General features: G+C 70.9%; 21 protein-coding genes and 1 pseudogene. 9 read left to right on the forward strand and 13 right to left on the reverse strand.

Annotated features, from left to right (window positions below; genetic code table 11):
* Window positions 1-4: 4 nt before the first annotated feature.
* The 5 genes and pseudogenes from ACIBCK_RS15200 to ACIBCK_RS15220 form a co-directional block, all read right to left on the reverse strand.
* The gene (locus tag ACIBCK_RS15200) at window positions 5-1,612 is read right to left on the reverse strand and encodes an acyl-CoA carboxylase subunit beta (RefSeq protein WP_399390304.1); all 1,608 of its coding nucleotides are present in this window, start codon (window positions 1,610-1,612) and stop codon (window positions 5-7) included.
* The gene (locus ACIBCK_RS15205; protein ID WP_399390698.1) at window positions 1,609-3,321 is read right to left on the reverse strand and encodes an acyclic terpene utilization AtuA family protein; all 1,713 of its coding nucleotides are present in this window, start codon (window positions 3,319-3,321) and stop codon (window positions 1,609-1,611) included. Before ACIBCK_RS15205 ends, ACIBCK_RS15200 begins: the two co-directional genes overlap by 4 nt.
* Before the next feature lie 68 nt (window positions 3,322-3,389).
* The gene (locus ACIBCK_RS15210) at window positions 3,390-4,184 is read right to left on the reverse strand and encodes a TIGR03084 family metal-binding protein (RefSeq protein ID WP_399390306.1); all 795 of its coding nucleotides are present in this window, start codon (window positions 4,182-4,184) and stop codon (window positions 3,390-3,392) included.
* Window positions 4,185-4,260: 76 nt separating this feature from the next.
* On the reverse strand, window positions 4,261-5,298 hold the full coding sequence (locus ACIBCK_RS15215; protein WP_399390700.1) for an EamA family transporter: 1,038 nt from the start codon (window positions 5,296-5,298) through the stop codon (window positions 4,261-4,263).
* Window positions 5,299-5,436: 138 nt separating this feature from the next.
* Window positions 5,437-5,571: pseudogene (locus ACIBCK_RS15220) on the reverse strand (cupin domain-containing protein); the annotation flags it as partial.
* Between the two features lie 148 nt (window positions 5,572-5,719).
* Between ACIBCK_RS15220 and ACIBCK_RS15225 the strand changes: the two are divergent.
* The gene (locus tag ACIBCK_RS15225) at window positions 5,720-6,673 is read left to right on the forward strand and encodes a hypothetical protein (protein WP_399390308.1); all 954 of its coding nucleotides are present in this window, start codon (window positions 5,720-5,722) and stop codon (window positions 6,671-6,673) included.
* 53 nt (window positions 6,674-6,726) lie between these two features.
* On the opposite strand, the gene ACIBCK_RS15230 is transcribed toward ACIBCK_RS15225, so the two are convergent.
* Window positions 6,727-9,558, reverse strand: coding sequence for an FAD-binding and (Fe-S)-binding domain-containing protein (locus ACIBCK_RS15230; RefSeq protein WP_399390310.1), 2,832 nt, complete (start codon window positions 9,556-9,558; stop codon window positions 6,727-6,729).
* 128 nt (window positions 9,559-9,686) lie between these two features.
* Between ACIBCK_RS15230 and ACIBCK_RS15235 the strand changes: the two genes are divergently transcribed.
* Both ACIBCK_RS15235 and serC read left to right on the forward strand, forming a co-directional pair.
* The gene (locus tag ACIBCK_RS15235) at window positions 9,687-10,994 is read left to right on the forward strand and encodes a cytochrome P450 (RefSeq protein ID WP_399390312.1); all 1,308 of its coding nucleotides are present in this window, start codon (window positions 9,687-9,689) and stop codon (window positions 10,992-10,994) included.
* Between the two features lie 9 nt (window positions 10,995-11,003).
* Window positions 11,004-12,122 (forward strand): phosphoserine transaminase, encoded by a 1,119-nt coding sequence (serC, locus tag ACIBCK_RS15240; protein ID WP_367043084.1) that lies wholly within the window; start codon window positions 11,004-11,006, stop codon window positions 12,120-12,122.
* A gap of 137 nt (window positions 12,123-12,259) precedes the next feature.
* Here the strand turns inward: serC and ACIBCK_RS15245 are convergent, their stop codons facing one another.
* Together ACIBCK_RS15245 and ACIBCK_RS15250 are read right to left on the reverse strand one after the other, a co-directional pair.
* Window positions 12,260-13,105, reverse strand: coding sequence for an ABC transporter permease (locus tag ACIBCK_RS15245; RefSeq protein ID WP_399390315.1), 846 nt, complete (start codon window positions 13,103-13,105; stop codon window positions 12,260-12,262).
* Window positions 13,102-14,124: an ATP-binding cassette domain-containing protein gene (locus ACIBCK_RS15250; RefSeq protein ID WP_399390317.1), complete on the reverse strand. Its 1,023-nt coding sequence runs from the start codon at window positions 14,122-14,124 to the stop codon at window positions 13,102-13,104. Before ACIBCK_RS15250 ends, ACIBCK_RS15245 begins: the two co-directional genes overlap by 4 nt.
* A 133-nt stretch (window positions 14,125-14,257) precedes the next feature.
* On the opposite strand from ACIBCK_RS15250, the gene ACIBCK_RS15255 reads away from it, so the two are divergent.
* The gene (locus ACIBCK_RS15255) at window positions 14,258-15,043 is read left to right on the forward strand and encodes a TetR/AcrR family transcriptional regulator (protein WP_399390319.1); all 786 of its coding nucleotides are present in this window, start codon (window positions 14,258-14,260) and stop codon (window positions 15,041-15,043) included.
* A gap of 12 nt (window positions 15,044-15,055) precedes the next feature.
* Here ACIBCK_RS15255 and ACIBCK_RS15260 read toward each other — a convergent pair whose 3' ends face one another.
* Complete coding sequence (locus ACIBCK_RS15260; protein ID WP_399390321.1) at window positions 15,056-16,072, reverse strand: WD40 repeat domain-containing protein; 1,017 nt, start codon at window positions 16,070-16,072, stop codon at window positions 15,056-15,058.
* Between the two features lie 96 nt (window positions 16,073-16,168).
* Between ACIBCK_RS15260 and ACIBCK_RS15265 the strand changes: the two genes are divergently transcribed.
* Window positions 16,169-16,894, forward strand: coding sequence for a GDSL-type esterase/lipase family protein (locus ACIBCK_RS15265; protein WP_399390323.1), 726 nt, complete (start codon window positions 16,169-16,171; stop codon window positions 16,892-16,894).
* Here the strand turns inward: ACIBCK_RS15265 and ACIBCK_RS15270 are convergent.
* Together ACIBCK_RS15270 and ACIBCK_RS15275 are read right to left on the reverse strand one after the other, a co-directional pair.
* Window positions 16,884-17,669 carry a hypothetical protein gene (locus tag ACIBCK_RS15270; protein ID WP_399390325.1) on the reverse strand — a complete coding sequence of 262 codons (786 nt, stop codon included), beginning with the start codon at window positions 17,667-17,669 and terminating at the stop codon, window positions 16,884-16,886. The genes ACIBCK_RS15265 and ACIBCK_RS15270 overlap by 11 nt on opposite strands.
* Window positions 17,670-17,775: 106 nt before the next feature.
* A complete protein-coding gene (locus ACIBCK_RS15275; RefSeq protein WP_399390327.1) occupies window positions 17,776-18,282 on the reverse strand; it encodes a carboxymuconolactone decarboxylase family protein in 507 nt (168 codons plus the stop codon).
* Window positions 18,283-18,297: 15 nt separating this feature from the next.
* On the opposite strand from ACIBCK_RS15275, the gene ACIBCK_RS15280 reads away from it, so the two are divergent.
* From ACIBCK_RS15280 to ACIBCK_RS15290, 3 genes are all read left to right on the forward strand, one after another.
* On the forward strand, window positions 18,298-18,843 hold the full coding sequence (locus ACIBCK_RS15280) for a MarR family winged helix-turn-helix transcriptional regulator (RefSeq protein WP_399390329.1): 546 nt from the start codon (window positions 18,298-18,300) through the stop codon (window positions 18,841-18,843).
* A gap of 82 nt (window positions 18,844-18,925) precedes the next feature.
* Window positions 18,926-19,513, forward strand: coding sequence for a Uma2 family endonuclease (locus ACIBCK_RS15285; protein ID WP_399390331.1), 588 nt, complete (start codon window positions 18,926-18,928; stop codon window positions 19,511-19,513).
* Window positions 19,514-19,571: 58 nt separating this feature from the next.
* Window positions 19,572-20,564: an aldo/keto reductase gene (locus ACIBCK_RS15290; protein WP_399390333.1), complete on the forward strand. Its 993-nt coding sequence runs from the start codon at window positions 19,572-19,574 to the stop codon at window positions 20,562-20,564.
* Window positions 20,565-20,701: 137 nt separating this feature from the next.
* On the opposite strand, the gene thpR is transcribed toward ACIBCK_RS15290, so the two are convergent.
* On the reverse strand, window positions 20,702-21,271 hold the full coding sequence (thpR, locus tag ACIBCK_RS15295) for an RNA 2',3'-cyclic phosphodiesterase (RefSeq protein ID WP_399390334.1): 570 nt from the start codon (window positions 21,269-21,271) through the stop codon (window positions 20,702-20,704).
* A gap of 162 nt (window positions 21,272-21,433) precedes the next feature.
* Between thpR and ACIBCK_RS15300 the strand changes: the two genes are divergently transcribed.
* Entirely contained in the window at window positions 21,434-21,946 is a 513-nt protein-coding gene (locus tag ACIBCK_RS15300) for a GNAT family N-acetyltransferase (protein ID WP_399390336.1), read from the forward strand.
* A 16-nt stretch (window positions 21,947-21,962) separates the two neighbouring features.
* On the opposite strand, the gene ACIBCK_RS15305 is transcribed toward ACIBCK_RS15300, so the two are convergent.
* The gene (locus tag ACIBCK_RS15305) at window positions 21,963-23,300 is read right to left on the reverse strand and encodes an MFS transporter (RefSeq protein WP_399390338.1); all 1,338 of its coding nucleotides are present in this window, start codon (window positions 23,298-23,300) and stop codon (window positions 21,963-21,965) included.
* Window positions 23,301-23,358 lie beyond the last annotated feature (58 nt).

A 23,358-nucleotide genomic window follows, 5' to 3' on the forward strand; every position in this document is an offset into this window, starting at 1 on the left:
GTCCTCACATCCGAAAGACGCCGAAGCCACCGCGCGCGCCCTCGTAGGGGGCGGTGTGGATCGCGGACAGACACAGGCCGAGGACCGTGCGGGTGTCGCGGGGATCGATGACCCCGTCGTCGTACAGGCGCCCGGAAAGGAACATCGGCAGCGACTCCGACTCGATCTGCTGCTCCACCATGGCGCGCAGGCCCGCGTCCGCGTCGTCGTCGTAGGGCTGCCCCTTCGCGGCGGCGGAGGCGCGGGCCACGATCGACAGGACCCCGGCAAGCTGCTGCGGCCCCATGACCGCCGACTTGGAGCTTGGCCAGGCGAAGAGGAAGCGCGGGTCGTAGGCGCGTCCGCACATGCCGTAGTGCCCGGCTCCGTACGAGGCGCCCATCAGCACGCTCAGGTGCGGCACCCTGGAGTTCGACACGGCATTGATCATCATCGCGCCGTGTTTGATGATGCCGCCCTGCTCGTACTCCTTGCCGACCATGTAGCCGGTGGTGTTGTGCAGGAAGAGCAGCGGAATGTCCCGCTGGTTGGCCAACTGGATGAACTGCGCGGCCTTCTGGGACTCCTCACTGAAGAGCACGCCCTGCGCGTTGGCCAGAATCCCGATCGGATAGCCGTGCAGTGCGGCCCACCCTGTCGTGAGGCTCGTCCCGTAGAGCGGCTTGAACTCGTCGAAGTCGGAGGCGTCGACGATGCGGGCGATGACCTCGCGCGGATCGAAGGGCACCTTCAGGTCGCCCGGCACGATGCCGAGCAGCTCGTCCTCGTCGTACTTGGGCGGCTCGACGACGGTGCTCGCGGCCGGATCGGCGTACGCCTTGCGCCAGTTGAGCCGCTTCACGACCCGCCGCGCCTGCCGCAGCGCGTCGCGCTCGTCCTCGGCGAGATAGTCCGCGAGGCCGGAGGTGCGGGCGTGCATCTCGGCGCCGCCGAGCGACTCGTCGTCGCTCTCCTCGCCGGTGGCCATCTTCACCAGCGGCGGACCGCCGAGGAAGACCTTGGCGCGCTCCTTGACCATGATCACGTGGTCGCTCATGCCGGGGACGTACGCGCCGCCCGCCGTGGAGTTGCCGAAGACGACGGCGACCGTCGGGACACCGGCGGCCGACGATTGGGTGAGGTGCTTGAAGAGCGCACCGCCCGGGATGAAGATCTCCTTCTGGGACGGCAGGTCGGCGCCCCCGGACTCCACGAGATGGATGGACGGCAGCCGGTTGGCGTGCCCGATCTCATGGGCGCGGAAGGCCTTCTTCAGGGTCCAGGGGTTGCTCGCACCGCCGCGCACGGTCGGGTCGTTGGCGGTGATCAGACACTCCACGCCCTCCACGACACCGATGCCGGTGACCATCGAGGCACCGACGGGGTAGTCGCTCCCCCAGGCGGCGAGCGGCGACAGTTCGAGGAACGGCGTGTCGGGGTCCAGGAGCAGCTCGATCCGCTCCCGGGCCAGCAACTTGCCGCGCTTCCGGTGCCGGGCCACGTATTTTTCTCCGCCGCCCTCAAGAGCCTTGGCCTGCTCGGCGTCGAGGTCGGCGAGCTTGGCCAGCATGGCTTCGCGGTGCTCGGCGTACTCGGCGCTCGCGGGGTCGAGCGCGGACGCGAGGACGGTCACGGGAGTACCTCCGTCGGTTCGGTCACTTCTACGAGTTCGGCCGGTACGTCGACGTGGCGGGCGCGCAGCCACTCGCCCAGGCCCTTGGCCTGCGGGTCGAAGCGGGCCTGGGACGCGACGCCCGCGCCGAGGATTCCTCCGACGACGAAGTTCAGCGCCCGCAGGTTCGGCAGGACATGGCGGACGACGGTCAACCCGGCGGCCTCGGGGATGAGTTCGCGGAACCGCTCGACGGTCAGCTCATGCGCGAGCCACCGCCAGGCGTCATCCGTGCGCGCCCACACCCCCACGTTCGCGTCCCCGCCCTTGTCACCACTGCGGGCCCCCGCGACGAGGCCGAGGGGAGCGCGGCGGGTAGGCCCGTCCGGCAGAGGCGTGGGCAGGGGCGGCTCGCCCAGCTCTTCGAGTACGAGGGTGTCGCCGGCGCCCGCGACGGGATGCCGCTCACCGCCGGGAAGGACGGCCACGTGGTCGACGGCGCCGCGCTCGACGTACGCGGCTTCGAAGACTCCGTAGGGCGCGCCCTTGCCCGGGGGCGCCGTCACATGGAATCCGGGGTAGCTGCCGAGGGCCAGCTCGATCGCGGCGCCGCTCAAGGCGCGGCCGACGGGGTCCTGTCGCGGGTCGCGCACGACGAGCCGCAGCAGAGCGGACGCGGTCTCCTCGCTCGGGGCGTCGGGGCGGTCGGTGCGGGCCAGTTCCCACCGCACCTCCTGGGGGCGGGACTTGGACCGCGCGAGCGCGTCCTCCACCTGGGCCCGCACAAGCCCCGCCTTGGCGTCCACGTCGAGTCCGGTGAGGACGAAGACGACTTCGTTGCGGAAGCCGCCGAGCCGGTTGAGCCCCACCTTCAGGGTCGGCGGCGGGGCTTCACCGCGCACCCCCTCGACGCGCACCCGGTCGGGTCCCTCCTGCGTGAGGGTGACCGTGTCGAGCCGGGCGGTGACATCGGGCCCGGCGTACCGGGCGCCGGAGGTCTCGTACAGCAGCTGCGCGGTGACCGTGCCGACGTCGACGAAGCCGCCCGTGCCGTCCTGCTTGGTGATGACGCTGGACCCGTCCTCATGGATCTCGGCGACCGGAAAGCCTGGCCGGAGCAGCTCGCGCTGCGAACGCTCCCCGAAGAAGGCGTAGTTGCCCCCGGTGGCCTGCGTCCCGCACTCCAGGATGTGCCCGGCGACCACCGCACCCGCGAGCCGGTCGTGGTCGCCGTCATCCCACCCGAAGTGGGCGGCGGCGGGCCCGCTGACGAGAGCGGCGTCGGTCACGCGCCCGGTGACGACGACATCGGCACCGGCGCGCAGACAGGCGGCGATCCCGGCGCCGCCGAGGTAGGCGTGGGCGGTCAGGGCGTCCGGAAAGCGGCCCCCGAGATCATCGCCCTCCACATGCGCGACCCGTACGGGGACCCCGAGGCGCTCGGCCAACTCCCGTACGCCATCGGCAAGTCCGCCGGGGTTGAGCCCTCCGGCATTCGTGACGATCTTGACCCCGCGCTCCTGGGCAAGGCCCAGACACTCCTCCAACTGCCGCAGGAAGGTCTTCGCATAGCCGCGCGCGGGGTCCTTGAGCCGGTCACGCCCGAGGATCAGCATGGTCAGTTCGGCGAGATAGTCGCCGGTGAGGACGTCGAGCGGGCCGCCGGTGAGCATGTCGCGCATGGCGTCGAAACGGTCGCCGTAGAACCCGGACGCGTTGCCGATCCACAGCGGGGCGGTGCGTGAGTCAGGGTCGGGGGCGGAGGCAGGGTCGGAGCCGGGGGCGGAACCCGGGGCGGTCACTGGTCGGCGCCCTTCGCCGGGCGTCCCGGTCCCGGCGGGCCCGCGAAGGCCTGCGCGATGTCCAGCCACCGCTCGGCGTCGGCGCCTTCCGCACGCAGGGCGAGATCGTCCCGGTGCGCGCGCTGCGTGACGAGAAGACAGAAGTCGAGCGCGGGCCCGGTCACACGCTGAGCGGCATCGTCGGGGCCACTGACCCACAACTCCCCCGAGGGCAGCCGCAGCTCGACCCGGAAGGAACTGTCGGGCGCACTCAACCCCCGTACACCGAAGGAGAAGTCCCGGGCCCGGACGCCGATATGAGCCACGTGCCGCAACCGGTCGGTCGGCTCCCGCTCGACGCCCAGTGCGTCGGCGACGTCCTGGCCGTGGGCCCAGGTCTCCATGAGCCGTGCGGTAGCCATGGAGGTGGCCGACATGGGCGGCCCGTACCAGGGGAAGCGGGTGCCGCGCGGGGCGGCGGTCAACGCCTTGAGCAGGGCATCACGCCCGTCCCGCCACCGCGTGAGCAGCTCACCGGGCGGCAGCGCGGCCCCTTCCTCGGCCCCGTCGTCGACGAAGGAATCGGGTGCCGCGAGGGCCTCCTCGACGAGCCGGCCAAAGGCGTCCCCGTCGGTGACGGCGGTCAGCGCGGCCCGGTCGGTCCAGGCGAGATGGGCGATCTGGTGGGCGACGGTCCAGCCGTCAGCAGGGGTGTCGAGCGACCAGGACCGCTCGCCCAACCCCTCCACGAGCTGGTCGAGTTCCTCGCTCTCACGGCGCAGGTCATCGAGTACGGGCACAGCTTCGGACACGGAGCGCTCCCCTCGGGGCACGACGGTGTGCCCCGGAGCATGGCAGCGCCCGGAGAAACAAGCAAGCGTGCTTGCATTACTTTCCGGTCGTCTCCGGGACCGGTTCCGCCGCGCCCAGTTCCGCCGGGTCCGACTCCGCCGCGTCCAGTTCCGCCGCGTCCGCGACCACGGCTTCGGGGGTGGCCCCCGACACGACGTCCCCGGAAGTGCGGGGCTTCCCGCGTCCGACCTGGGTCCGCACGGCGCCCATGCTGGCGGCGATGACGAGCGAGATGGCCAGCGCCTCGTTCACGGAGAGAGCCTGGTTCAGGACGAGGAACCCGGCGACGGCCGCGATGGCCGGTTCCAGGCTCATCATGATGGCGAAGGTGGAGGCGGGAAGCCGGCGCAGGGCGAGCAGTTCGAGCGTGTAGGGCAGCACGGAGGACATCACGGCGACGGCCGCGCCAAGGGCGAGCACCTCGGGCCGCACGAGCTTGTCCCCGGACTCGATGAGACCGAGCGGCAGGAAGAGCACGGCCGCGACGACCATCGCGAGGGCGAGCCCGTCGGCCTGCGGGAAGCGACGCCCCGTACGGGCGCTGAACATGATGTACGTGGCCCACATGGCACCGGCGCCGAGCGCGTACGCCACGCCGACCGGATCGAGCCCGCTGAAGCCGCCCCCGCCACCCAGCAGAAAGACGCCGCACAGGGCGAGCCCGGCCCAGACGAGGTTCACGGCTCGGCGCGACGCGAAGACGGAGAGGGCGAGCGGCCCGAGCACCTCGAGCGTCACGGCGGGACCCATCGGAATCCGGGCGACGGACTGGTAGAAGAGCCCGTTCATCCCGGCCATGGCCACCCCGAAGGCGACCACGGTGCCCCAGTCGGCCCGCGAGTACCCCCGCACCTTGGGCCGGCAGACGATCATCAGCACCAGTGCGGCGAAGGCGAGCCTCAGGGTCACGATGCCGAGGGCTCCGGCCTTGGGCATCACGCTCACGGCGATGGCCCCGCCGAACTGCACGGAGATACCGCCCGCGAGCACCAGCCCGACAGGCCCCAGGGCACCCCACCGCCCTGCGGGCACCGCCTGACCACTCCTCGACGCGTCCACAACCGACCCTTCCACTTCTCCGACGTCTACCAGTCCACTCACCTGAACTACCCCGTCCAAGGTAGTAGACCACGTCAGGATTGTGGAGCCCTTTCGCTGCTGTACGCAAACGGCGTCCACATGCCGAGGTGCGGACCGCCCCCATCCGCCCCCTCACGAGCGGACGAGAGCCTCCCGCCCCACCGGGCTGTCGACATAGTGGTTGTCGAAGCGGTCCATGCCCGGGGTGGAGAGGAACAGCACATCCGCCTCGCGGCCCGGAGCCGCCGCGAAGGCGTACGGGGTGTGGTGCTCGGGGGCTCCGACGGCCCCCTCACGCTGCCCGGATCGGCATTCAATGTGAACCCCCGATCTCGCCGTGGAACCCCGGCCGCCCCCCGCGGCGTCTTGGGTGCAGTCACCACGGAACGGCAAGCGCACGGAGGTCGGGTCAGTCATGGAACGCGAGCGGAACCGGCCCTACCGCGGCGCGGTGTACGGCTTCACCCTGCGGGTGTCCGCCCTGACGGCCCTCGTCGGCTGCGCGATCCTGGCCGGGGGGTTCGCGGCGGCGTGGGACACCTTCGAGGGGGTCAGGGACTACGCGGACCGCAACATCGCCAACGAGGACTCCTACGTCGCCTATGCCGACGGCGGCTGGTTTCCGTTGGTGCGGGTCGGCCTCGTGGTCTCGCTGCTGCTGCTCGTGCTGGCACTCGTGGTCCTATCCGTCCTGCACGCCGCGTACGCCGTCGCCGAGTCCCATTCCACGCGCGACGGCGGGCCGCTCACCGTCCGCGAGTTGTGGCGCCGCACCCGGGGGCGCTTGCCTGCCGCCCTCACCGTCAACGCGCTGAGCGCACTGCCCGTGGGTGCCATGGCGGTGGCGGCATACGTGCTGTGGATGACCGTCGAGCGCGAGGAGGTGCCGGGAGTCCGGCCCACGCCCATCGGCGAGACCGCGACCCCGCTGTACACGCTGGTGGGGTGGGTGCTGCCGATCGCCGTCATGTGCCTGGGCCCGCTGATGTACTTCCGCCTGTCGCTGGCCACCGCCGAGACGGTCCTTGAACGCCGTTCGCCGTTCAAGGCGTTGTACCGCTCGTGGGTGCTGACCCGCCGCGCGCGTACGCGCACCCTCGGCCTCGGCACGCTGCTCACCGCGGGCGCGGCACTCGTCGTCCTCCTGGCCGCGTACGCGCTCGCCCCTCTCGCCCACTTCGCCGGACTCGGCATGCTGTGGCTCAGCGACGACAACGTGTGGGTCACCGGCGTACTGGTCCTGATCCTGCCCACAGCCGTGGCCCTGCTCCTGCTGCCTCCGCTGGTCATGCCCCTGGTGAGCGGGACGTTCGCCCGCCTGGGCGGAGAACTGCGGGCACGCGAGGGGGCCGGGCGTCCGGCCGGCTAGGAGAGCGTGGAGGGGGCGGGCGGCTGGGCGCCCCCTCCCCTCCCGAGGCCCCCTCAGGTCTCCTCCAGCCCCTCCGCCAGAACCTCCGCCAAGTGCCGCCCCCGCGCCCCGTCCCCCAGCTGTTCCAGCTGGGTCCGGCAGGAGAAGCCGTCCGCCAGGATCACCGCCCCGCGTTCGCTCCCCGCCTTCACCGAAGGCAGCAGTTGCTCCTCCGCGCACGCCCGCGAGACCTCGTAATGGCCCGCCTCGAAGCCGAAGTTGCCCGCGAGGCCGCAGCAGCCGCCGCTCAACTCGCCCTCCAGGCCCGCCTTCTCCCGCAGCCGGCGCTCGGCGCCGTCCCCGAGCACCGCGTGCTGATGGCAGTGCGTCTGGCCCACCACGGGGCGCCCGACCCGGGGCGGCGACCACTGCGGGGCCAGTTCCTCCAGGGCCTGCGCGAACGTCCGTACACGCGCGGCCAGTTCCTTCGCCCGCCCGAACTCCGCCCGCCCGTCGCCTCCTCCCAGCAGCTCCACCAGGTCCGTCTTCAGCGCCGCCGCGCAGCTCGGTTCGAGGACGACGAGCAGCGCCCCCGAGTCCAGCAGCGGCCCCATCCGCTCCAGAGTGCGCCGCATCACCGCCCGCGCCCGGTCGAGCTGGCCCGTGGACACGTACGTCAGGCCGCAGCACACGTCCCCCGGGGGCACCACGACCCGCAGCCCCGCGTCCTCCAGGACCCGCACCGCCGCCCGGCCCACGCCCGGTGACAAGTGGTCCGTGAACGTGTCCGGCCACAACACCACCGCCGGGCCACCGCCCGCCGGCTCCGAGGCCCCGCGGGCCCGGAACCACCTCCGGAACGTCTCCCCCGCCAGCCGCGGAATCTCCCGCTCCGGTGCGATCCCGCCCAGCCGCTTCGCCAGCGATGCCAGCACCCCGACGCCCGCCAGCGCGTTGGCCACCCCCGCCGTCCGCGTCCGGCTCGCGAGCCGCAGCCACAGCGGCAGCCAGCCCATCGCGTAGTGCGCCGCGGGACGCCGGCGGCCCTCGTAGTGGTGGTGCAGGAACTCCGCCTTGTACGTGGCCATGTCCACGCCCACGGGACAGTCCGACCGGCAGCCCTTGCAGGACAGGCACAGGTCGAGCGCGTCCCGCACCTCCTCCGAGCGCCAGCCGTCCGTGACCACGTCCCCCGCCAGCATCTCGTGCAGCATCCGCGCCCGGCCCCGCGTGGAGTGCTCCTCCTCGCCCGTCGCCCGGAAGGACGGGCACATCACCCCGCCGCCCGAACCGGCCGACTGCGTACGGCACTTCGCGACCCCCACGCACCTGCGTACCGCCGCCGAGAAGTCACCGCCGTCATGCGGGTAGCCGAAGGCCACGTCCACCGGCCCCCGCGGCAGCGGGCCGAAACGCAGGTTCGCGTCCAGCGGCGCGGGCCGCACCAGCATCCCCGGGTTCAGCAGGTCCGCCGGGTCCCACACCCCCTTCACCCGCTCGAACAGCCGGACGAGGTCAGCCCCGTACATCTTCGGCAGGAGCTCGGCCCGCGCCTGGCCGTCCCCGTGCTCGCCCGACAGCGAACCGCCGTGCGCGACGACGACCTCCGCCAGGTCCTCCGAGAAGCGCCTGAAGCGCCGCACCCCCACCTCGCTCATCAGGTCGAAGTCGATGCGCACGTGAATGCAGCCGTCCCCGAAGTGCCCGTACGGAGTGCCGCGCAGGCCGTGCTCGGCGAGCAGCCCCCGGAAGTCCCGCAGATACGCGCCGAGCCGGGCGGGCGGCACCGCGCAGTCCTCCCACCCCGGCCACGCCTCGCTGCCGTCCGGCATCCGCGTCGCCGTCCCGCTCGCGTCCTCGCGGACCCGCCACAGGGCGCGCTGCCCCGCCGGGTCCGTCACCACCACCGAGTCCACCGTGTCCCCGCGGACCGCCCGCGCGATCGCCTCCGCACGCGCGCGTGCCTCACTCTCGTTCGCGCCGCCCGTCTCCACGAACAGCCAGGCGCCTCCCTTGGGCAGCCCCTCGGAGCCTCGCACGAGGTCGGCCGCCATCCCCTCCACGGTCAGGGGGGCATGCGGAAGCAGCCCGGAAGCCGCCTCCGCTGCGGCGCTCTCGTCGGCGTATCCGAGGACGGCGAGCGCACGCGCGCGTGGCGCGTCGACGAGGCGTACGACCGCTTCCGTCACCACGCCCAGCGTCCCCTCGGAGCCGCAGAAGGCGCGGGCCAGATCGATGCCGCGCTCGGGGAGCATGGCGTCGAGCGCGTAGCCGGAGATGCGGCGCGGAAGCTCCGGGAAGCCGGTGCGCAGGAGCTCCAACTCCCCGTCTACCAGGGCTCGCAGGCCCGTCGGCGCGCCCGACCAGCCCTGCCCCAGGGCGAGCCGGTCGCCCGCGCCGCTCACGACCGACAGCGAGGCGACGTTGTCGGCGGTCGTGCCCCAGGCGACGGAGTGGGAGCCGCAGGAGTTGTTGCCGATCATCCCGCCGAGCGTGCAGCGGTTGTGCGTGGACGGGTCGGGGCCGAAGGTCAGGCCGTGCTCCCCCGCGGCGCCCCGCAGGGCGTCGCAGATCACCCCGGGCTGGACGACCGCGGTCCGTGACTCCGGGTCCAGGGAGACGATGCGGTTCATGTGGCGGGTGAAGTCGAGGACGAGCCCGGTGCCGGTCGCCTGCCCGGCGATGGACGTACCGGCGCCGCGCGCCACGACCGGGACCCCGCGCTCCCGGCACACGGCGAGCGCCGCCGCCACGTCGTCCGCGTCGCGCGGGGCGAGGACGCCGAGCGGCACGCGACGGTAGTTGGACGCGTCCATGGTGTTCAGGGCCCGCGCGGTGACGGAGAAGTCCACCTCCCCGCGCACCACTGCCCGCAGTTGCTCTTCCACGCCTCCGAGATCACTCATGCCCATATCCATGCCCTCAATATGCATCCGCGAAGGCCCGTACCGACCGCAGTCAAACGCCCGACGCGCACCTATAGTTGCCGCGACTTGATCATCAGAACCCTGTGCGGACCCAGAGGAGAGCCCCGATGACGACCGGCTGCCCCGCCCACGACGCACCCGACCGCATCGTCCTCGACCGCATCGTCCTCGACCCCTTCGTCACCGACCTGGACGGCGAGAGCGCCAGGCTGCGGTCCGCGGGCCCGCTCGCCGAGGTGGAGCTGCCCGGCGGCGTACCGGTCTGGGCGGTCACGCACCACGCCGAGGCGCGCCAACTCCTCACCGACAAGCGCCTGGTGAAGGACATCGAGGTGTGGGGCGCCTGGCGGCGCGGCGAGATACCCGCGGACTGGCCGCTGATCGGCCTCGCCAACCCCGGCCGCTCGATGCTGACGGTGGACGGCGAGGAGCACCGCCGGATGCGCGCCCTGGTCGCACAGGCGCTGACGCCGCGGCGGGTGGAGCGGATGCGGGAGCGCATCGCGGAGCTGACGAAGGGGCTCCTGGACCGGCTGCCGTCCGACGGTGGCCAAGTGGTCGACCTCAAGGCCGAGTTCGCGTACCCGCTGCCCATGTACGTCATCAGCGACCTGATGGGCATCGACCCCGCCGACCACCCCCGCCTGAAAATCCTCTTCGACAAGTTCTTCTCCACGCAGACGCCGCCCGCCGAGGTCATGGCGACCCTCACCGGACTCGCCGAGATGATGGGCAAGGTCGTGGCGGCGCGCCGCGCCGAGCCGGGCGACGATCTGACCAGTGCCCTGATCCTCGCGTCGGAGGGCGGCGACCACCTCACCGACGCGGAGATCGTCTCCACCCTCCAGCTGATGGTCGCGGCGGGCCACGAGACGACGATCTCGCTGATCGTCAACGCGGTGGTGAACCTCGCGGCCCACCCCGAGCAGCTGGCCCTGGTCCGCTCCGGCGGGGCGAGCTGGGACGCGGTGGTCGAGGAGACCCTGCGGTACTCGACGCCGACCTCGCACGCCCTGATCCGGTTCGCGGCTAAGGACGTACCCGTCGGCGGCAAGGTGATCCGTGAGGGGGACGCGCTGATCGTGTCGTACGCGGCGATCGGCCGCGACGAGCGGGCGCACGGCCCCACGGCGGGCGCCTTCGACATCACGCGCACCTCCGCGAACCGCCACATCTCCTTCGGCCACGGACCGCACGTCTGCCCCGGTGCGGCGCTGTCCCGCCTGGAGGCCGGGGTGGCGCTCCCCGCCCTCTACGAGCGCTTTCCCGGGCTGGCCCTGGCGGTCGCCCCCTCCGCACTCCGCAACAAGCCGGTGGTGACGCAGAACGACCTGTACGAGCTGCCGGTGATCTTGGCTCCGTCCGGCGGTCTCACCCGACGGACACCCGAAGGCCACGACGCCGGAAGCCGTTAGGCTCGTCCCGTGGCTGAGATCCAGATTCCCGCTGACATCAAGCCCGCCGACGGACGTTTCGGCGCGGGCCCCTCCAAGGTGCGCACGGAGGCGCTGGACGCGCTCGCCGCCACCGGTACCTCTCTGCTCGGCACCTCCCACCGCCAGGCCCCGGTCAAGAACCTGGTCGGCAAGGTGCGCGACGGTGTGCGCGACCTCTTCTCCCTCCCCGAGGGTTACGAGGTGATCCTGGGCAACGGCGGCTCCACCGCCTTCTGGGACGTCGCGACGCACGGCCTCATCGAGAACAAGTCGCAGCACCTCGCCTTCGGCGAGTTCTCGTCCAAGTTCGCCAAGGCCGCCAAGCTCGCCCCGTGGCTCGCCGAGCCGACCGTGATCAAGAGCGAGCCGGGCACGCACCCGGAGCCGCAGGCCGAGGCGGGCGTGGACGTGTACGCGTTCACGCACAACGAGACCTCGACCGGCGTCGCCGCCCCCATCAAGCGGGTGGCGGGCGCGGACGAGGGTTCCCTCGTCCTGGTGGACGCGACCTCCGGCGCGGGCGGCCTGCCGGTCGACATCGCCGAGACGGACGTCTACTACTTCGCCCCGCAGAAGTCCTTCGCCTCCGACGGCGGCCTGTGGATCGCCGCGTTCTCACCGGCCGCGATCGAGCGCGCCGAGCGCATCCACGCCAGCGGCCGGCACGTCCCGGAGTTCTTCAGCCTTCCCACGGCGATCGACAACTCCCGTAAGAACCAGACGTACAACACCCCGGCGCTCGCCACGCTCTTCCTGCTCGCCGAGCAGCTGGAGTGGATGAACGGCCAGGGCGGCCTGGAGTTCACCACCGGCCGCACGGCCGCCTCCTCGCGCACCCTGTACGGGTGGGCCGAGGAGTCCAAGTACGCGACGCCGTTCGTCACGGACCCCGCCAAGCGCTCGCAGGTCATCGGCACGATCGACTTCGCGGACGAGATCGACGCCGCGGCGGTGGCGAAGGCTCTGCGGGCCAACGGGGTCGTTGACACCGAGCCGTACCGCAAGCTTGGCCGCAATCAGCTGCGCGTGGCGATGTTCCCGGCGATTGATCCTTCGGATGTCGAGGCGCTGACGAAGTGCATCGACTACGTCATCGAGAAGCTCTAGCTTCGGCAGTTCTACGTGGATGGGGGCGCTCGGCAGGATCATCTGCCGAGCGCCCCCATCTCTGCGTAGACAACGCTCAGTCCACACCTGCGGGTGCGTCGTGGCTGGTCGCGCAGTTCCCCGCGCCCCTTACGGGGCTACCTGCTCAGCTGCTTGAACTTCCGTACCGCCAGCGGCAGGAACAGGAGTGAGATCGCGATCGGCCAGACCACGGCCATCAGGACCGCGTTCTGCTCGACCCAACTCGCCCCGCCCGCCCCGGGGTTGCCGAACAGCTCGCGCGCGGCCGTGCCCGTGGAGGAGACCGGGTTCCAGGACGCGATCGGCGCCAGCCAGTCCGGCATCAGGGACGGCGCGACGAACACGCTGGAGATCATGGTGAGCGGGAAGGCGACCGCGTAGAGCCCGCCCGCCGCCTCCGGGGTCGGCACCACCAGGCCCAGGAACACGCCCACCCAGATCAGGCTGAACCGCAGGAACAGCAGCAGGCCGAAGGCGGCCAGGGTCTCCGGCAGTCCCGCACTCGACCGCCAGCCGATCGCCAGCGCGGTGAGCGCGAGGATCGTCAGCTCGGCGCAGGCCACGATCAGGTCGGCGAGGCCGCGCCCCGCCGCCACCGCCGAAGGTGCCATCGGCATCGAACGGAAGCGGTCGATGACGCCCTTGGTGGAGTCCGTGACCACCGCCATCGCGGTGTTCATGAAGCCGAAGGCCATGGTCATCACGAACATGCCGGGCATCAGGAACTGCTTGTAGTCGCCGTCGTCGCCCCCGCCGGGCACCTTCATCGCCTCGCCGAAGACGAATCCGTACAGGAGCACGGAGATGATCGGGAAGCCGAGTTGCCAGGCGATGTTGACGGGCTGGCGCTGGAACTGGGTGAGGTAGCGGCGGGTGACGTTCCAGGTGTCGGCCAGGGCCCAGTGGAGGCGGCCTCGCACGGGCGGCGCGTCCGCGCCTTCAGCCGTCAGTACGGTGCTCATGCCGCGACTCCCGTCTTGTCGTTGATTCCGGCGGCGGCTTCCGCGGGAGCGGTCGCCCCTTCCTCGTCCTCCGTGCGGTGTCCCGTCAGCCGCAGGAACACGTCGTCGAGGCTCGGCCTGCGCAGTCCGATGTCCTCGACCGCGACTCCCTGGTCCTGGAGGGTCCGCGCCACGTCCGTCAGGGCGGCGACCCGGTCGGTCACGGCCGCCTGGACGCGCCGCTCCAGGTCGACGGCCTCGGGCACGCCTTCCGCGACCCGGGCGACGGCCTTCAGGGCCGCCGGCAGGTCGGCGGCCTCGCGCACCACGACCTCCAGATAGCTGCCGCCCACCGTGTTCTTCAGGCCGTCCGGGGTGTCGTCGGCGATCGCGCGGCCCTGGTCGATGACGGTGATCCGGGAGGCCAGCTTGTCGGCCTCCTCCAGATACTGCGTGGTGAGCAGGACGGTCGTGCCGTCCTCGACCAGCTTCCGTACGGAGTCCCAGACTTCGAGGCGGCCACGCGGGTCGAGTCCGGTGGTCGGCTCGTCCAGGAAGAGGACGGCGGGCGCGAGGATCATCGACGCGGCGAGGTCCAGCCTGCGCCGCATGCCGCCGCTGTACTGGCCCGCTCCCTTGCCGGCCGCGTCCACCAGGTCGAACTGCTCCAGGAGTTCCTGGGCGCGCCGCGCGGCCCGCTTGCCACCGAGGTGGAAGAGGCGGCCGAACATCTCCAGGTTCTGGCGGCCGGTGAGGACCCCGTCGACCGCCGCGTACTGGCCGGTGAGGCCGATGCGGCTGCGCACGACGTGCGGCCTGCGCATCACGTCCGCGCCCGCGACCTCGGCGCGTCCGCCGTCGAGCCGCACCAGCGTCGCGAGGATGCGCACGGCGGTGGTCTTGCCCGCGCCGTTCGGGCCGAGCAGTCCGTGCACCGTGCCGCGCTCCACGTGCAGGTCGAACGCGTCCAGAGCCTTCTTCTCGCCGTAGCGCTTGTCGAGCCCATCGGCCCGCACCGCGTATTCGTCCGTCTCGCCCACTGCCCCTCCAGCCCTTCACGTCCCGGTCGCCGGGACCCCAAATGGGTACGCCGTACTCAATAGAGAGTACACCGTACCCAGTTTTGCGGGTACACCGTACCCAATTTCTGGTGAGGCGATTAGGCTGACCGTCATGACGAGCACGAACGGCAGTGAGACCCAGCGCACCGGCAGCGACATCGCCCGCAGCCTGGAGCTGCTCTGGGGCGAGGGCGAACGGCCCACGCGCGGCCCCAAGCCCGGCCTCACCCTGGAGCGGATCGTCACCGAGGCGGTGCGCCTCGCGGACGCCGAGGGGCTCTCGGCGGTCTCGATGCGCCGCCTGTCCACGGAGCTCGGCACCGGCACGATGTCCCTGTACCGCTATGTGCCGGGCAAGGGCGAGCTGATCGACCTGATGCTGGACCGGGTGTACATGCCGCCCGCCGACGCCCGGCCCCCGAGCGGCGGCTGGCGCGAGGCCGCGGAGACGTACGCCCGCGAGACGCTCGTCCTCTACCGCGCACACCCCTGGCTGCTCCAGGTGAACCAGGCACGCCCGGTGCTCGGCCCCGGCTCGGTCGGCGGCCTTGAGCTGACCCTGGCCGGCATCAAGTCGATGGGCCTGAGCGACCCCGAACTGATCGGCGTGATCGTCATGATCGAGGGGTACGTCACCGGGGTCGCCCGCACGCAGGTGCACGAGGTCGAGGCGGTGAAGAAGAGCGGCCTGACGGACGAGGCGTTCTGGGAGGCGCAGGGCCCGACCCTCGGCCGCATCATGAGCAGCGGCCGCTACCCCCACCTCGCGGAACTCTCCGACGACGCGTTCGGCTCGCAGTTCGACCATTTCGAGTTCGGCCTGCAGCGCCTGCTCGACGGTCTCGACGTCCTGGTGGCCCGGCGCGACGCGGAGACGGGCGCCGCCGGGGAGGCCTGAGCCCCCGGCCGGTCACCTGCGCCGGAACACCCGCTTGAGACCGAAGAAGGCGGCGAGCACGACGGCTAGGGTCAGCGCGCCCACCTTGAGGTCGCCGGTGACACCGGAGCCCCCCTCTCCCCCCGCCTCACCCGAACTGCCCGCTCCGGACGAGGAGTTGTGGCCGCCGCCCGCGCCCTCCACCTCGACGGGCTCGACGTCGCCCTGTGCGCCCTCGGTTCCGTACATGAGGGTCGTCCCGTCGGGGGTGTACGTCACGGACTCGCCCTGTCGCTGCAACGGCACGCTCAGCCGCCCCTCGCGCTCGGGCTTCTCGCCCTCGCCCTTCCAGGTGTACGAGACGCCGCCGAGGTAGCCCCGCAGTGCTAGCTGCTTGCCGTCGGGCGAGAAGGCGCCGTCCGTGGTCCAGAGCCCGGTGTCGCCGAGCCGCTTGAAGATGTTGGTACCGGAGGCGGACATCTGCTCGGGCCCCTCGTACAGGCCGCCGCCCTCCTCCTTCTTGTCGGCGATGTAGATCCGCCCGGTCCTGGGGTGCACCATCAGCGCCTCGGCGTCGCGCGCCCCGTCCTCGTACGTCACCGTGTACTGGGTGGCGCGCACCGTCCGGTCCGTCAGCTTCTTCGGCTCGGGCAGCTTGTAGATCCACACGTGGGACCAGGTGCCGCCGAGGTTGTCACCGATGTCACCGACGTAGATGTTGCCGTCGCCGCCGACCGAGACGGCCTCCACGTCACGGGGCGTGCCGACACCGGTCAGGGTGATGGTGGCGACGGTCCTGCCCGTCCGGCCGTCCACCGCGTAGAGCAGAGCGCCGTTCTTGTCCTGGTCGTTGTGCGTCCAGTAGATGCCCGGGTGGGCGCGGGAGGCGGCCAGCCCGCTGGACTCGATGATGCGGGGGTCCTTGATGGTGAACCCGTCGTGGCCGTCGTCGGCGGCGGCTGGGCCGGGGACACTCAGCAGGACCAGGCACCCGGCGGCGACGGCACCCATGGCGCCCAGGGCACCCATCGAAGAACGCAGTGAACGCATGGGCCAAGCCTGCCACCCCCGCGCGGAGTGACGGACGCCCGCCGGGTGTTCAGCCTCACATCGCAGGCCGGGGCGTTGATCCGCGATGATGAGCGGATGCTCAGGTTCATGTTCGTCGGCGACTCGATGACGATCGGCAGCGCGGGGGAACACACCTGGCGCCACCGCATGTGGCAGCACCTGCGGGCCACGCTCGGTGACACGGCCTTCGCCGTGGTGGGCCCGCGCACGGCGCTGCACGACAAGGCGTCCGGCGAACCGGTCTCGTACGCCTACGCCGACGCGGACCCCGGCTTCCCGCGCCACCACTTCGCGGGCTGGGGCGAGGGCTGGCTGCACATGGCGCCGCAGATCGCCGACGCGGTGCGGAGGGACAGCCCCGACGTCCTGCTCATCTCGCTCGGCCTGATCGACCTGGGCTTCTACACGAACGCGGACCAGACAGCCGACAACGTACGCCGTTTCATGGCGGAGGCCCGGTCGGCGAACCCGCACATCCGCCTCGTGCTGCTGCCCGTGATACCGAACATCCGGGCCCGCACGGACGCCCCGTTCGCGGCGGAGGTGGCCCGCTTCAACGTGCTCCTCGCCAAGGCGGTGGCGGACCTCGACACGGGCACGTCCCCGCTGCTCCTGGCCTCGACACCGCCGTCGTACGACATCGACACCGACACGTACGACGGCACGCACCCGGGCCCGAGCGGCGAGCACAAACTGGCGGCGGCTTTCGCGGACGCGATGCACCAGGCGTGGGGTCTCGGCGCGCTGTACGCGACGGCGCGCCCGCCCCTCCCCGTGAACGAACTGACGGCTACCGGCTGAAGTTGGCCTTCAGGGCCTCGAGCCCGGCGATGTCCCACTTCGTGTACTTGCCGGCGTACTTGACGGCGCGGGTGTCGCTGCCGCCTTTGCCCCGCGCGTGGCCCCCGTTGGGGGAGCACATGACCGGGGTGTCCTTGTAGCTGTTGGTGACGCATTCGAAGGGATCGACGGTGTGGTCGGCGTCCGAGCCGTCGGCGTTCGCGTGGTCGAGTCCGACCGCGTGCCCGACCTCGTGGCTCACCAGGTTCGAGATGCGCGTCGAGCCGATCGCGTAGTCCCCGGGCTTCCAGTACTCGCTGTCGACCCATATCCACCCGCCCCACGCGCTCTTGTTGCCGCTCGCCGAGCAGGGGAAGGCCTGGGACATGCCCGGCTTGTTGCCCGGCGTGAACGGCCGGTACTTCAGCCCCACCGTGATGGTGTGGCGCGGGGTCGTCGAGCACGCCTTCTGCTCGGGGTGATAGCCACTGGCCAGCGTGAACTTGGTCCCGGTGAGCGAGGTCAACTGCGCGGCGGTGTCCTTCAGCTGGGCCCGGAGCTCGGCCTCGGCCTTCTTCGTCTGCGTGGCGGTCAGCTTGGTGGCGGACGCGTTGAGCTTCACGACGCGGATCACGTACGGATCGGGGCTGAGGGACTGGATCCCGCGGCTGGTGATGATCCGCCAGCCGGTGCCCTTGTAGACATCCCCCGCGGCATACGCCGGATTGCTCAACGCCACGAGACCCGCGGCGGCGGCGAACACACCGAGGGAACGGACGATCTTTTTCTTGGTCATGACCGGCATCATCACGGAGGGCGCCAACATCTCCCCAACAGGGGTGACTGACGGGACCCGCAGCCGTATCCCTCGGCTGTTTGCGGGCCTGTCACCCAGCCGTGCGTCACGTGGCCCGCGTCAGGCGGTTGGCCAGGGTCGACATCGTGTACGTGCCGATCCCCATCACGACTTCGAGGGCGTTGCGTTCCGTGTAGCCGTGTGCGAGGAACGCCTTCAGGTCTTCGTCCCCCACGCCGCCCGCGGTGGCGAGCACCTCCAACGTGAACTGCCGCACTGCCTGAAGGCGTTCGTCACTCAGCGCCTCGCCCTGCCGCAGGGCGGCGATCAGCTCCGTGCCGGCGCCCAGCTTGCGCAGCTTGGCGGTGTGCATGTTCACGCAGATGTGGCAGTCGTTGCGTACCGCGACGGTCATGATGACGACCTCCCGCGCCACGGGCTCCAGCGTCGACCGCTCGAAGGACGCGCTCAACTCCAGGAATCCGTTGAGCAGTTCGGGTGACTCGGCGAGCAGGGCCACCGCGCTCGGCGTCTTCCCGAAGGCGGCAGCGGTGCGCTCCATCGCGGCGCGGGACGCTGCCGGTGCGCTCTCCACGGTGTGCTCGGTGAACAAGAAGTACCCCCTACGATGGACAACGTGGTTGACGATAAAAAGGTAAACCAGGTTGTCGATTCCCGCAAGGCCCCTGAGGAGCGCGAGGCTCCGGACGAGGACGGGCCCGGCTTCGAGCTGCCCCTCCTCCTCTTCGCCGGGTTCCGCACCCTGATCGACCGGCTCCACACCGAGCTGGCCCGCCAGGGCCACCCGGACCTGCGCCCGGCCCACGGCTTCGCGATGCAGGCGATCGGCGCGCGGGGCGCGAGCGCGAGCGAGGTGGGCCGCCGGCTCGGCGTCTCCAAGCAGGCCGCGGGCAAGACCATCGACCGCCTCATCGCCCTCGGCTACGCGGAACGCACCGACGACCCCGCCGACGCCCGCCGCAAGCTGGTCCGCCTCACCCCGCACGGCACCGACGCCCTGCGCCGCTCGGCAGCGGTCTTCGACGAACTGCGGGCGGAATGGGCCGGTCAGCTCGGCGCGGGACGCCTGCGCACGATGGAGGACGACCTGCGCACGGTCGTACCACCGGACGCGTTCCGCCTGGACGCGGCGGGGTGGCTCGGGGGCTCGTGACCGGACGTGACCTCGGCTCCGTGCGTATCGTTGTACTGCGCGGCTGCACTCGACCGAGCGGCAGCCGGGGAGGAGCGCCACGATGACCGTCGTAGACGACAGGATCGAGATGGCTGAGATCGGCGCCAAGCTCACCTTGGACATGATGTTCGAGTGGCTTGAGAGGATGCCCGTCCCCGAGGGAATCAAGACCGAGATCGTCGGGGGGCACATCTTCATGTCGCCACAGCGGAACACCCACTGGGCCATCACCTTCGGCATCCTGACCCAGCTCAGCACCCGCTTCTCGATTGAGCGCCAGAAGTCCGACGTACGCATCGATTACCCGGGGCACCTGAACGGCTTCGCCAGCGACGTGACACTGGTGTCAGAAGACGCCGTCATGAATGACAAGGGGCAATGGCGTCATGAGGACGTCGAGTTCGTGGCCGAAGTGATCTCCAAGAGCACGGCGACGAACGACTACGGCCCGAAGAAGGCCGCCTACGCCGCAGCCAACGTCCCTGTCTATCTGATTGCCGACCCTTACCAGGGCAGGATCTACGTCCACACCGACCCCAAGGAGGGCGAGTACACAACCGAGTCGAAGTACGGCTTTGGTGAGGACATCGACCTCACCAACACCCTCCTCGAACTCACCCTAAAAACCGACGCCTTCCCCCGCGACTGACCTCCCCGGTCCTCACTCTCTTGCCTGGAGCCCACTCCAAGACATTGACTGGGCGACCATGGAGTACACGCAGCTGGGACGCACAGGACTCAAGGTCAGTCGACTCGTGCTCGGGACCATGAACTTCGGGCCACTGACGAACGAGCCCGACAGCCACACGATCATGGACGCCGCGCTCGACGCGGGCATCAACTACTTCGACACCGCCAACGTCTACGGGTGGGACGAGAACAAGGGCCGCACCGAGGAGATCCTCGGCACGTGGTTCACGCAGGGCGGCGAGCGGCGCGACAAGACCGTCCTCGCCACCAAGATGTACGGGAACATGGCCCTCGACGGAAAGCCGGCGTGGCCCAACCACGACCTGCTCTCGGCGGTCAACATCCGCCGCTCCGTGGAAGCTTCGCTCAAGCGGCTGCAGACCGACTACATCGACATCTACCAGTTCCACCACATCGACCGCCGCACTCCCTTCGAGGAGATCTGGCAGGCGATCGACACTCTCATCACCCAGGGCAAGATCCTCTACGCGGGTTCATCGAACTTCCCCGGATACAAGATCGCCCAGGCCAACGAGATCGCCTCGCGGCGTGGCAGCTACGGCCTCGTCAGCGAGCAGTGCCTCTACAACCTCGCCGAGCGCAGCGCCGAGATGGAGGTCATCCCGGCCGCCCAGGACTACGGCCTCGGCGTCATCCCGTGGTCGCCGCTGCACAGCGGGCTGCTCGGCGGCGTGCTGAAGAAGGAGGGCGAGGGCAAGCGGCGCGCGGGTGGGCGTGCCGCCCAGGAGCTCGCGAAGCCCGAGGTGCGCGCGCGGGTCCAGGCGTACGAGGACCTGCTCGACAAGCACGGCCTCGCGCCGGGCGAGGTGGCGCTGGCGTGGCTGCTCACCCGGCCCGGCATCACCGGGCCGATCGTCGGGCCACGTACGCCCGAGCAGCTCACCAGCGCACTGCGCGCGGTCGATCTCGAACTCTCGGACGAGCTGCTCGACGCCCTGGACGAGATCTTCCCGGGGCCGGGGCCTTCGCCGGAATCCTTCGCCTGGTGATCAGCTGAGGTGTGCGGCCGCGGTCATCGCCTCCGTCTCACTGGCCGACCGCGGCCGCCACTGCCACGACGACGAACATCAGCACGAGCACACCGGCCATGATCCGGTTCCTGGTTTTCGGGTCCACGTAGTCGAGGTTAACCGGCTCCGCCCAGTGGCCATCGACCGACCACCTCGTAACGGGGCCGCTCCCCCGACACCCCGCTCACGGGCAGATTGCTCCGTACGAGGGTCAGCTCGGCCACGGTCCACTCGGTACCGTCGAAGTCCGCGAGGGCGTCGGCGTACGCGCGCAGGGACGGTTCTCCGTGGCCGCGGGCCAGGGTCAGGTGGGGGCGGTAGTGGCGGTGCTCCTCCATGGGGATGCCGGACTTGCGGGCCGCGGCGTCCGCCCGCTGGGCGAGGAGACGGAGGGTCTCCACGTCACCCTGGGCCCCTGCCCACAGGGCTCGGTCGCCGAAGTGGCCGCCGGCGTGGAGGGAGAGTGGGAAGGGTGCCGTGCGCTTCGCCACCCGGGACAGCCGCTCGGACAGCTCCGGGACGGTGCCGTCCTCGACCTCGGACATGAAGGCGAGCGTGAAGTGCCAGCTCTCGCGGCGCGTCCAGCGGAGGGCTTCGGCGCCCGGCAGCGTCTTCAACTTCTCCACTGCGGGGGCCAGTTCGTCCGCTGCTGCGGGGGGCGGCAGCAGCGCCGCGAAGAGTCTCATGGGGTGAGTCTCGCCTCCGGCGGGGTCTTTCCCCAACCCCGCCCCTTCCCGAAAACCCGCTCCGGCGCGGGGGCCTTGCGTGCCGCAATCACCGGCTCCGCCGAGTTCGTCCTCAAACGCCGGACGGGCTGAAACCCAGCGGCCTGGGGAAAAGATGACCGCATGGACAGCCACATAACCATCCGCCCCGCAGGCCCCGACGACATCCCCACCGTGCTCGCCCTCTTCGACGAAGCCGTCGCCTGGCTCGTGTCGCAGGGTCGCACCGGGCAGTGGGGCGACAAACCCTGGTCGACGAACCCCAAGACCATCGCTCTGGTCGAGAAGTATCTGACCACCGGCTCCGCCTGGATCGCGGAGATCGGCGGGCAGCCGGTCGGCACGCTCACGCTCACCGACGGGCCGGGGTCGTACATCCCGCCGGTGGACGAGCCGGAGCGCTACATCCACCTGCTGGCCTCCCGGCACGGCACGGGCGCGGGCGCCGCCCTCCTGGCGCACGCGGCCGATGAGACCCGGAAGCAGGGGGTCTCCCTGCTCCGGGTCGACTGTTACGCGGGCGGTGACGGCAAGCTCGTGGCGTTCTACGAGCGCAACGGCTTCACACCGACCGACGCCTTCGTCGAGCAGGACGGCACCTGGCCGGGCCAGATCCTGGCCCGGCGGGTGCGGTAGCCGCACGGGAAACGGCCTACGCCGCCGTAGCCAGCTGTTCCCGCGGCACGAACTGCACGTGCTGCCGCCCGCGCCGCAGATCCACCTTGAGCCGCAGGTTCGCGGCGCGGGCCAGCATCAGGCCGACGCCGACCGCGGCCACGGCGCAGATGAGGCCGCCGGCGGCCATGCTGACGCGCACCCCGTACGCGTCGGCGAGCCAGCCGAAGAGGGGGCCGCCGAGCGGCGTACCGCCGGTGAAGACCATCATGAAGAGGGACATCACCCGGCCCCGCATCTCGGGGTCGGTGGCCATCTGGACCGAGGAGTTGGCGGTGACGTTCACCGTCAGACCGAGGATGCCGATCGGCACGATCAGCGCGACGAACATCCAGAGGTCAGGCGCGAAGGCCGCCACGATCTGCAGCACTCCGAAGGCGATCGCCGCCCCTGCGAGCAGCCGCAGGCGTGAGGTCCCCCGCCGCGCGGCGAGCAGCGCCCCGGCCAGCGAGCCGATCGCCATCAGGGTGTTGAAGAGCCCGTACATCCCCACGCCACCGTGGAAGATGTCGTCCGCGAAGGCGCTCAGCCAGATCGGGAAGTTGAACCCGAAGGTGCCGATGAAGCCGACGAGGACGATCGGCCAGATCAGCTCGGGATGCTTGGAGACGTAGTTCAGGCCTTCCCTCAGCTGTCCCTTGCCGCGCGGCTTGCGCGGGGTGGGGTGCAGCTCGCGGGTGCGCATCAGCATCAGGCCGGTGAGCGGTGCGAGGAAGGACAGGCCGTTGGCGAGGAACGCCCAGCCGGGTCCGACGGCGGCGGTGAGGCCACTGGCCACGGCGGGGCCGATGAGGCGTGCGGACTGGAAGTTGGCGGAGTTCAGGCTGACCGCGTTGCGCACCTGGTCGGGGCCGACCATCTCGGACACGAAGGACTGCCGGGTCGGGTTGTCGACGACCGTGACGAGACCCGTGAAGAACGCCGCGAGGTACACGTGCCAGACCTGGACGTGGCCGCTCAGGGTGAGCGCCGCCAGGAAGAGGCCGCTGATGCTCATCGCGCCCTGGGTGCAGAAGAGCAGCTTCCGCTTGGCGAACCGGTCGGCGATGACGCCGCCGTACAGGCCGAACAGAAGCATCGGCAGGAACTGCATCGCGGTGGTGATGCCGACCGCGGCCGAGGAGCCGGTGAGGCTCAGGACCAGCCAGTCCTGGGTGATGCGCGCCATCCACGTGCCGGTGTTGGAGACAACGGCGCCGGAGGCGAAGAGCCGGTAGTTGCGGATCTTCAGCGAGCTGAACATCGACGACTTGGCGGGGGTCTTGTCGAGGGTGGTTGGTGCGGGGGCGGAGTCTGCTCCGGATCCCGTACTCAAAGTGCGTTCGCCTCCTTGGCGTCGTACGGACACGCGGCGGGCGGGGGCCGCCCGCGTG

The organism is Streptomyces sp. NPDC051218 (assembly GCF_044455475.1).
Lineage (GTDB): Bacteria > Actinomycetota > Actinomycetes > Streptomycetales > Streptomycetaceae > Streptomyces.

Excerpts from the sequence above, each read along its gene's own strand:
- ACIBCK_RS15280 (WP_399390329.1), top strand. The coding sequence starts at position 18,298 with ATGGACAACGTGGTTGACGATAAAAAGGTAAACCAGGTTGTCGATTCC.
- ACIBCK_RS15300 (WP_399390336.1), top strand. The coding sequence starts at position 21,434 with ATGGACAGCCACATAACCATCCGCCCCGCAGGCCCCGACGACATCCCC.
- ACIBCK_RS15290 (WP_399390333.1), top strand. The coding sequence starts at position 19,572 with ATGGAGTACACGCAGCTGGGACGCACAGGACTCAAGGTCAGTCGACTC.
- ACIBCK_RS15270 (WP_399390325.1), bottom strand. The coding sequence starts at position 17,669 with ATGACCAAGAAAAAGATCGTCCGTTCCCTCGGTGTGTTCGCCGCCGCC.
- ACIBCK_RS15230 (WP_399390310.1), bottom strand. The coding sequence starts at position 9,558 with ATGAGTGATCTCGGAGGCGTGGAAGAGCAACTGCGGGCAGTGGTGCGC.
- ACIBCK_RS15245 (WP_399390315.1), bottom strand. The coding sequence starts at position 13,105 with ATGAGCACCGTACTGACGGCTGAAGGCGCGGACGCGCCGCCCGTGCGA.
- ACIBCK_RS15285 (WP_399390331.1), top strand. The coding sequence starts at position 18,926 with ATGACCGTCGTAGACGACAGGATCGAGATGGCTGAGATCGGCGCCAAG.
- ACIBCK_RS15225 (WP_399390308.1), top strand. The coding sequence starts at position 5,720 with ATGGAACGCGAGCGGAACCGGCCCTACCGCGGCGCGGTGTACGGCTTC.
- ACIBCK_RS15235 (WP_399390312.1), top strand. The coding sequence starts at position 9,687 with ATGACGACCGGCTGCCCCGCCCACGACGCACCCGACCGCATCGTCCTC.
- ACIBCK_RS15260 (WP_399390321.1), bottom strand. The coding sequence starts at position 16,072 with ATGCGTTCACTGCGTTCTTCGATGGGTGCCCTGGGCGCCATGGGTGCC.
- thpR (WP_399390334.1), bottom strand. The coding sequence starts at position 21,271 with ATGAGACTCTTCGCGGCGCTGCTGCCGCCCCCCGCAGCAGCGGACGAA.
- ACIBCK_RS15255 (WP_399390319.1), top strand. The coding sequence starts at position 14,258 with ATGACGAGCACGAACGGCAGTGAGACCCAGCGCACCGGCAGCGACATC.
- ACIBCK_RS15265 (WP_399390323.1), top strand. The coding sequence starts at position 16,169 with ATGCTCAGGTTCATGTTCGTCGGCGACTCGATGACGATCGGCAGCGCG.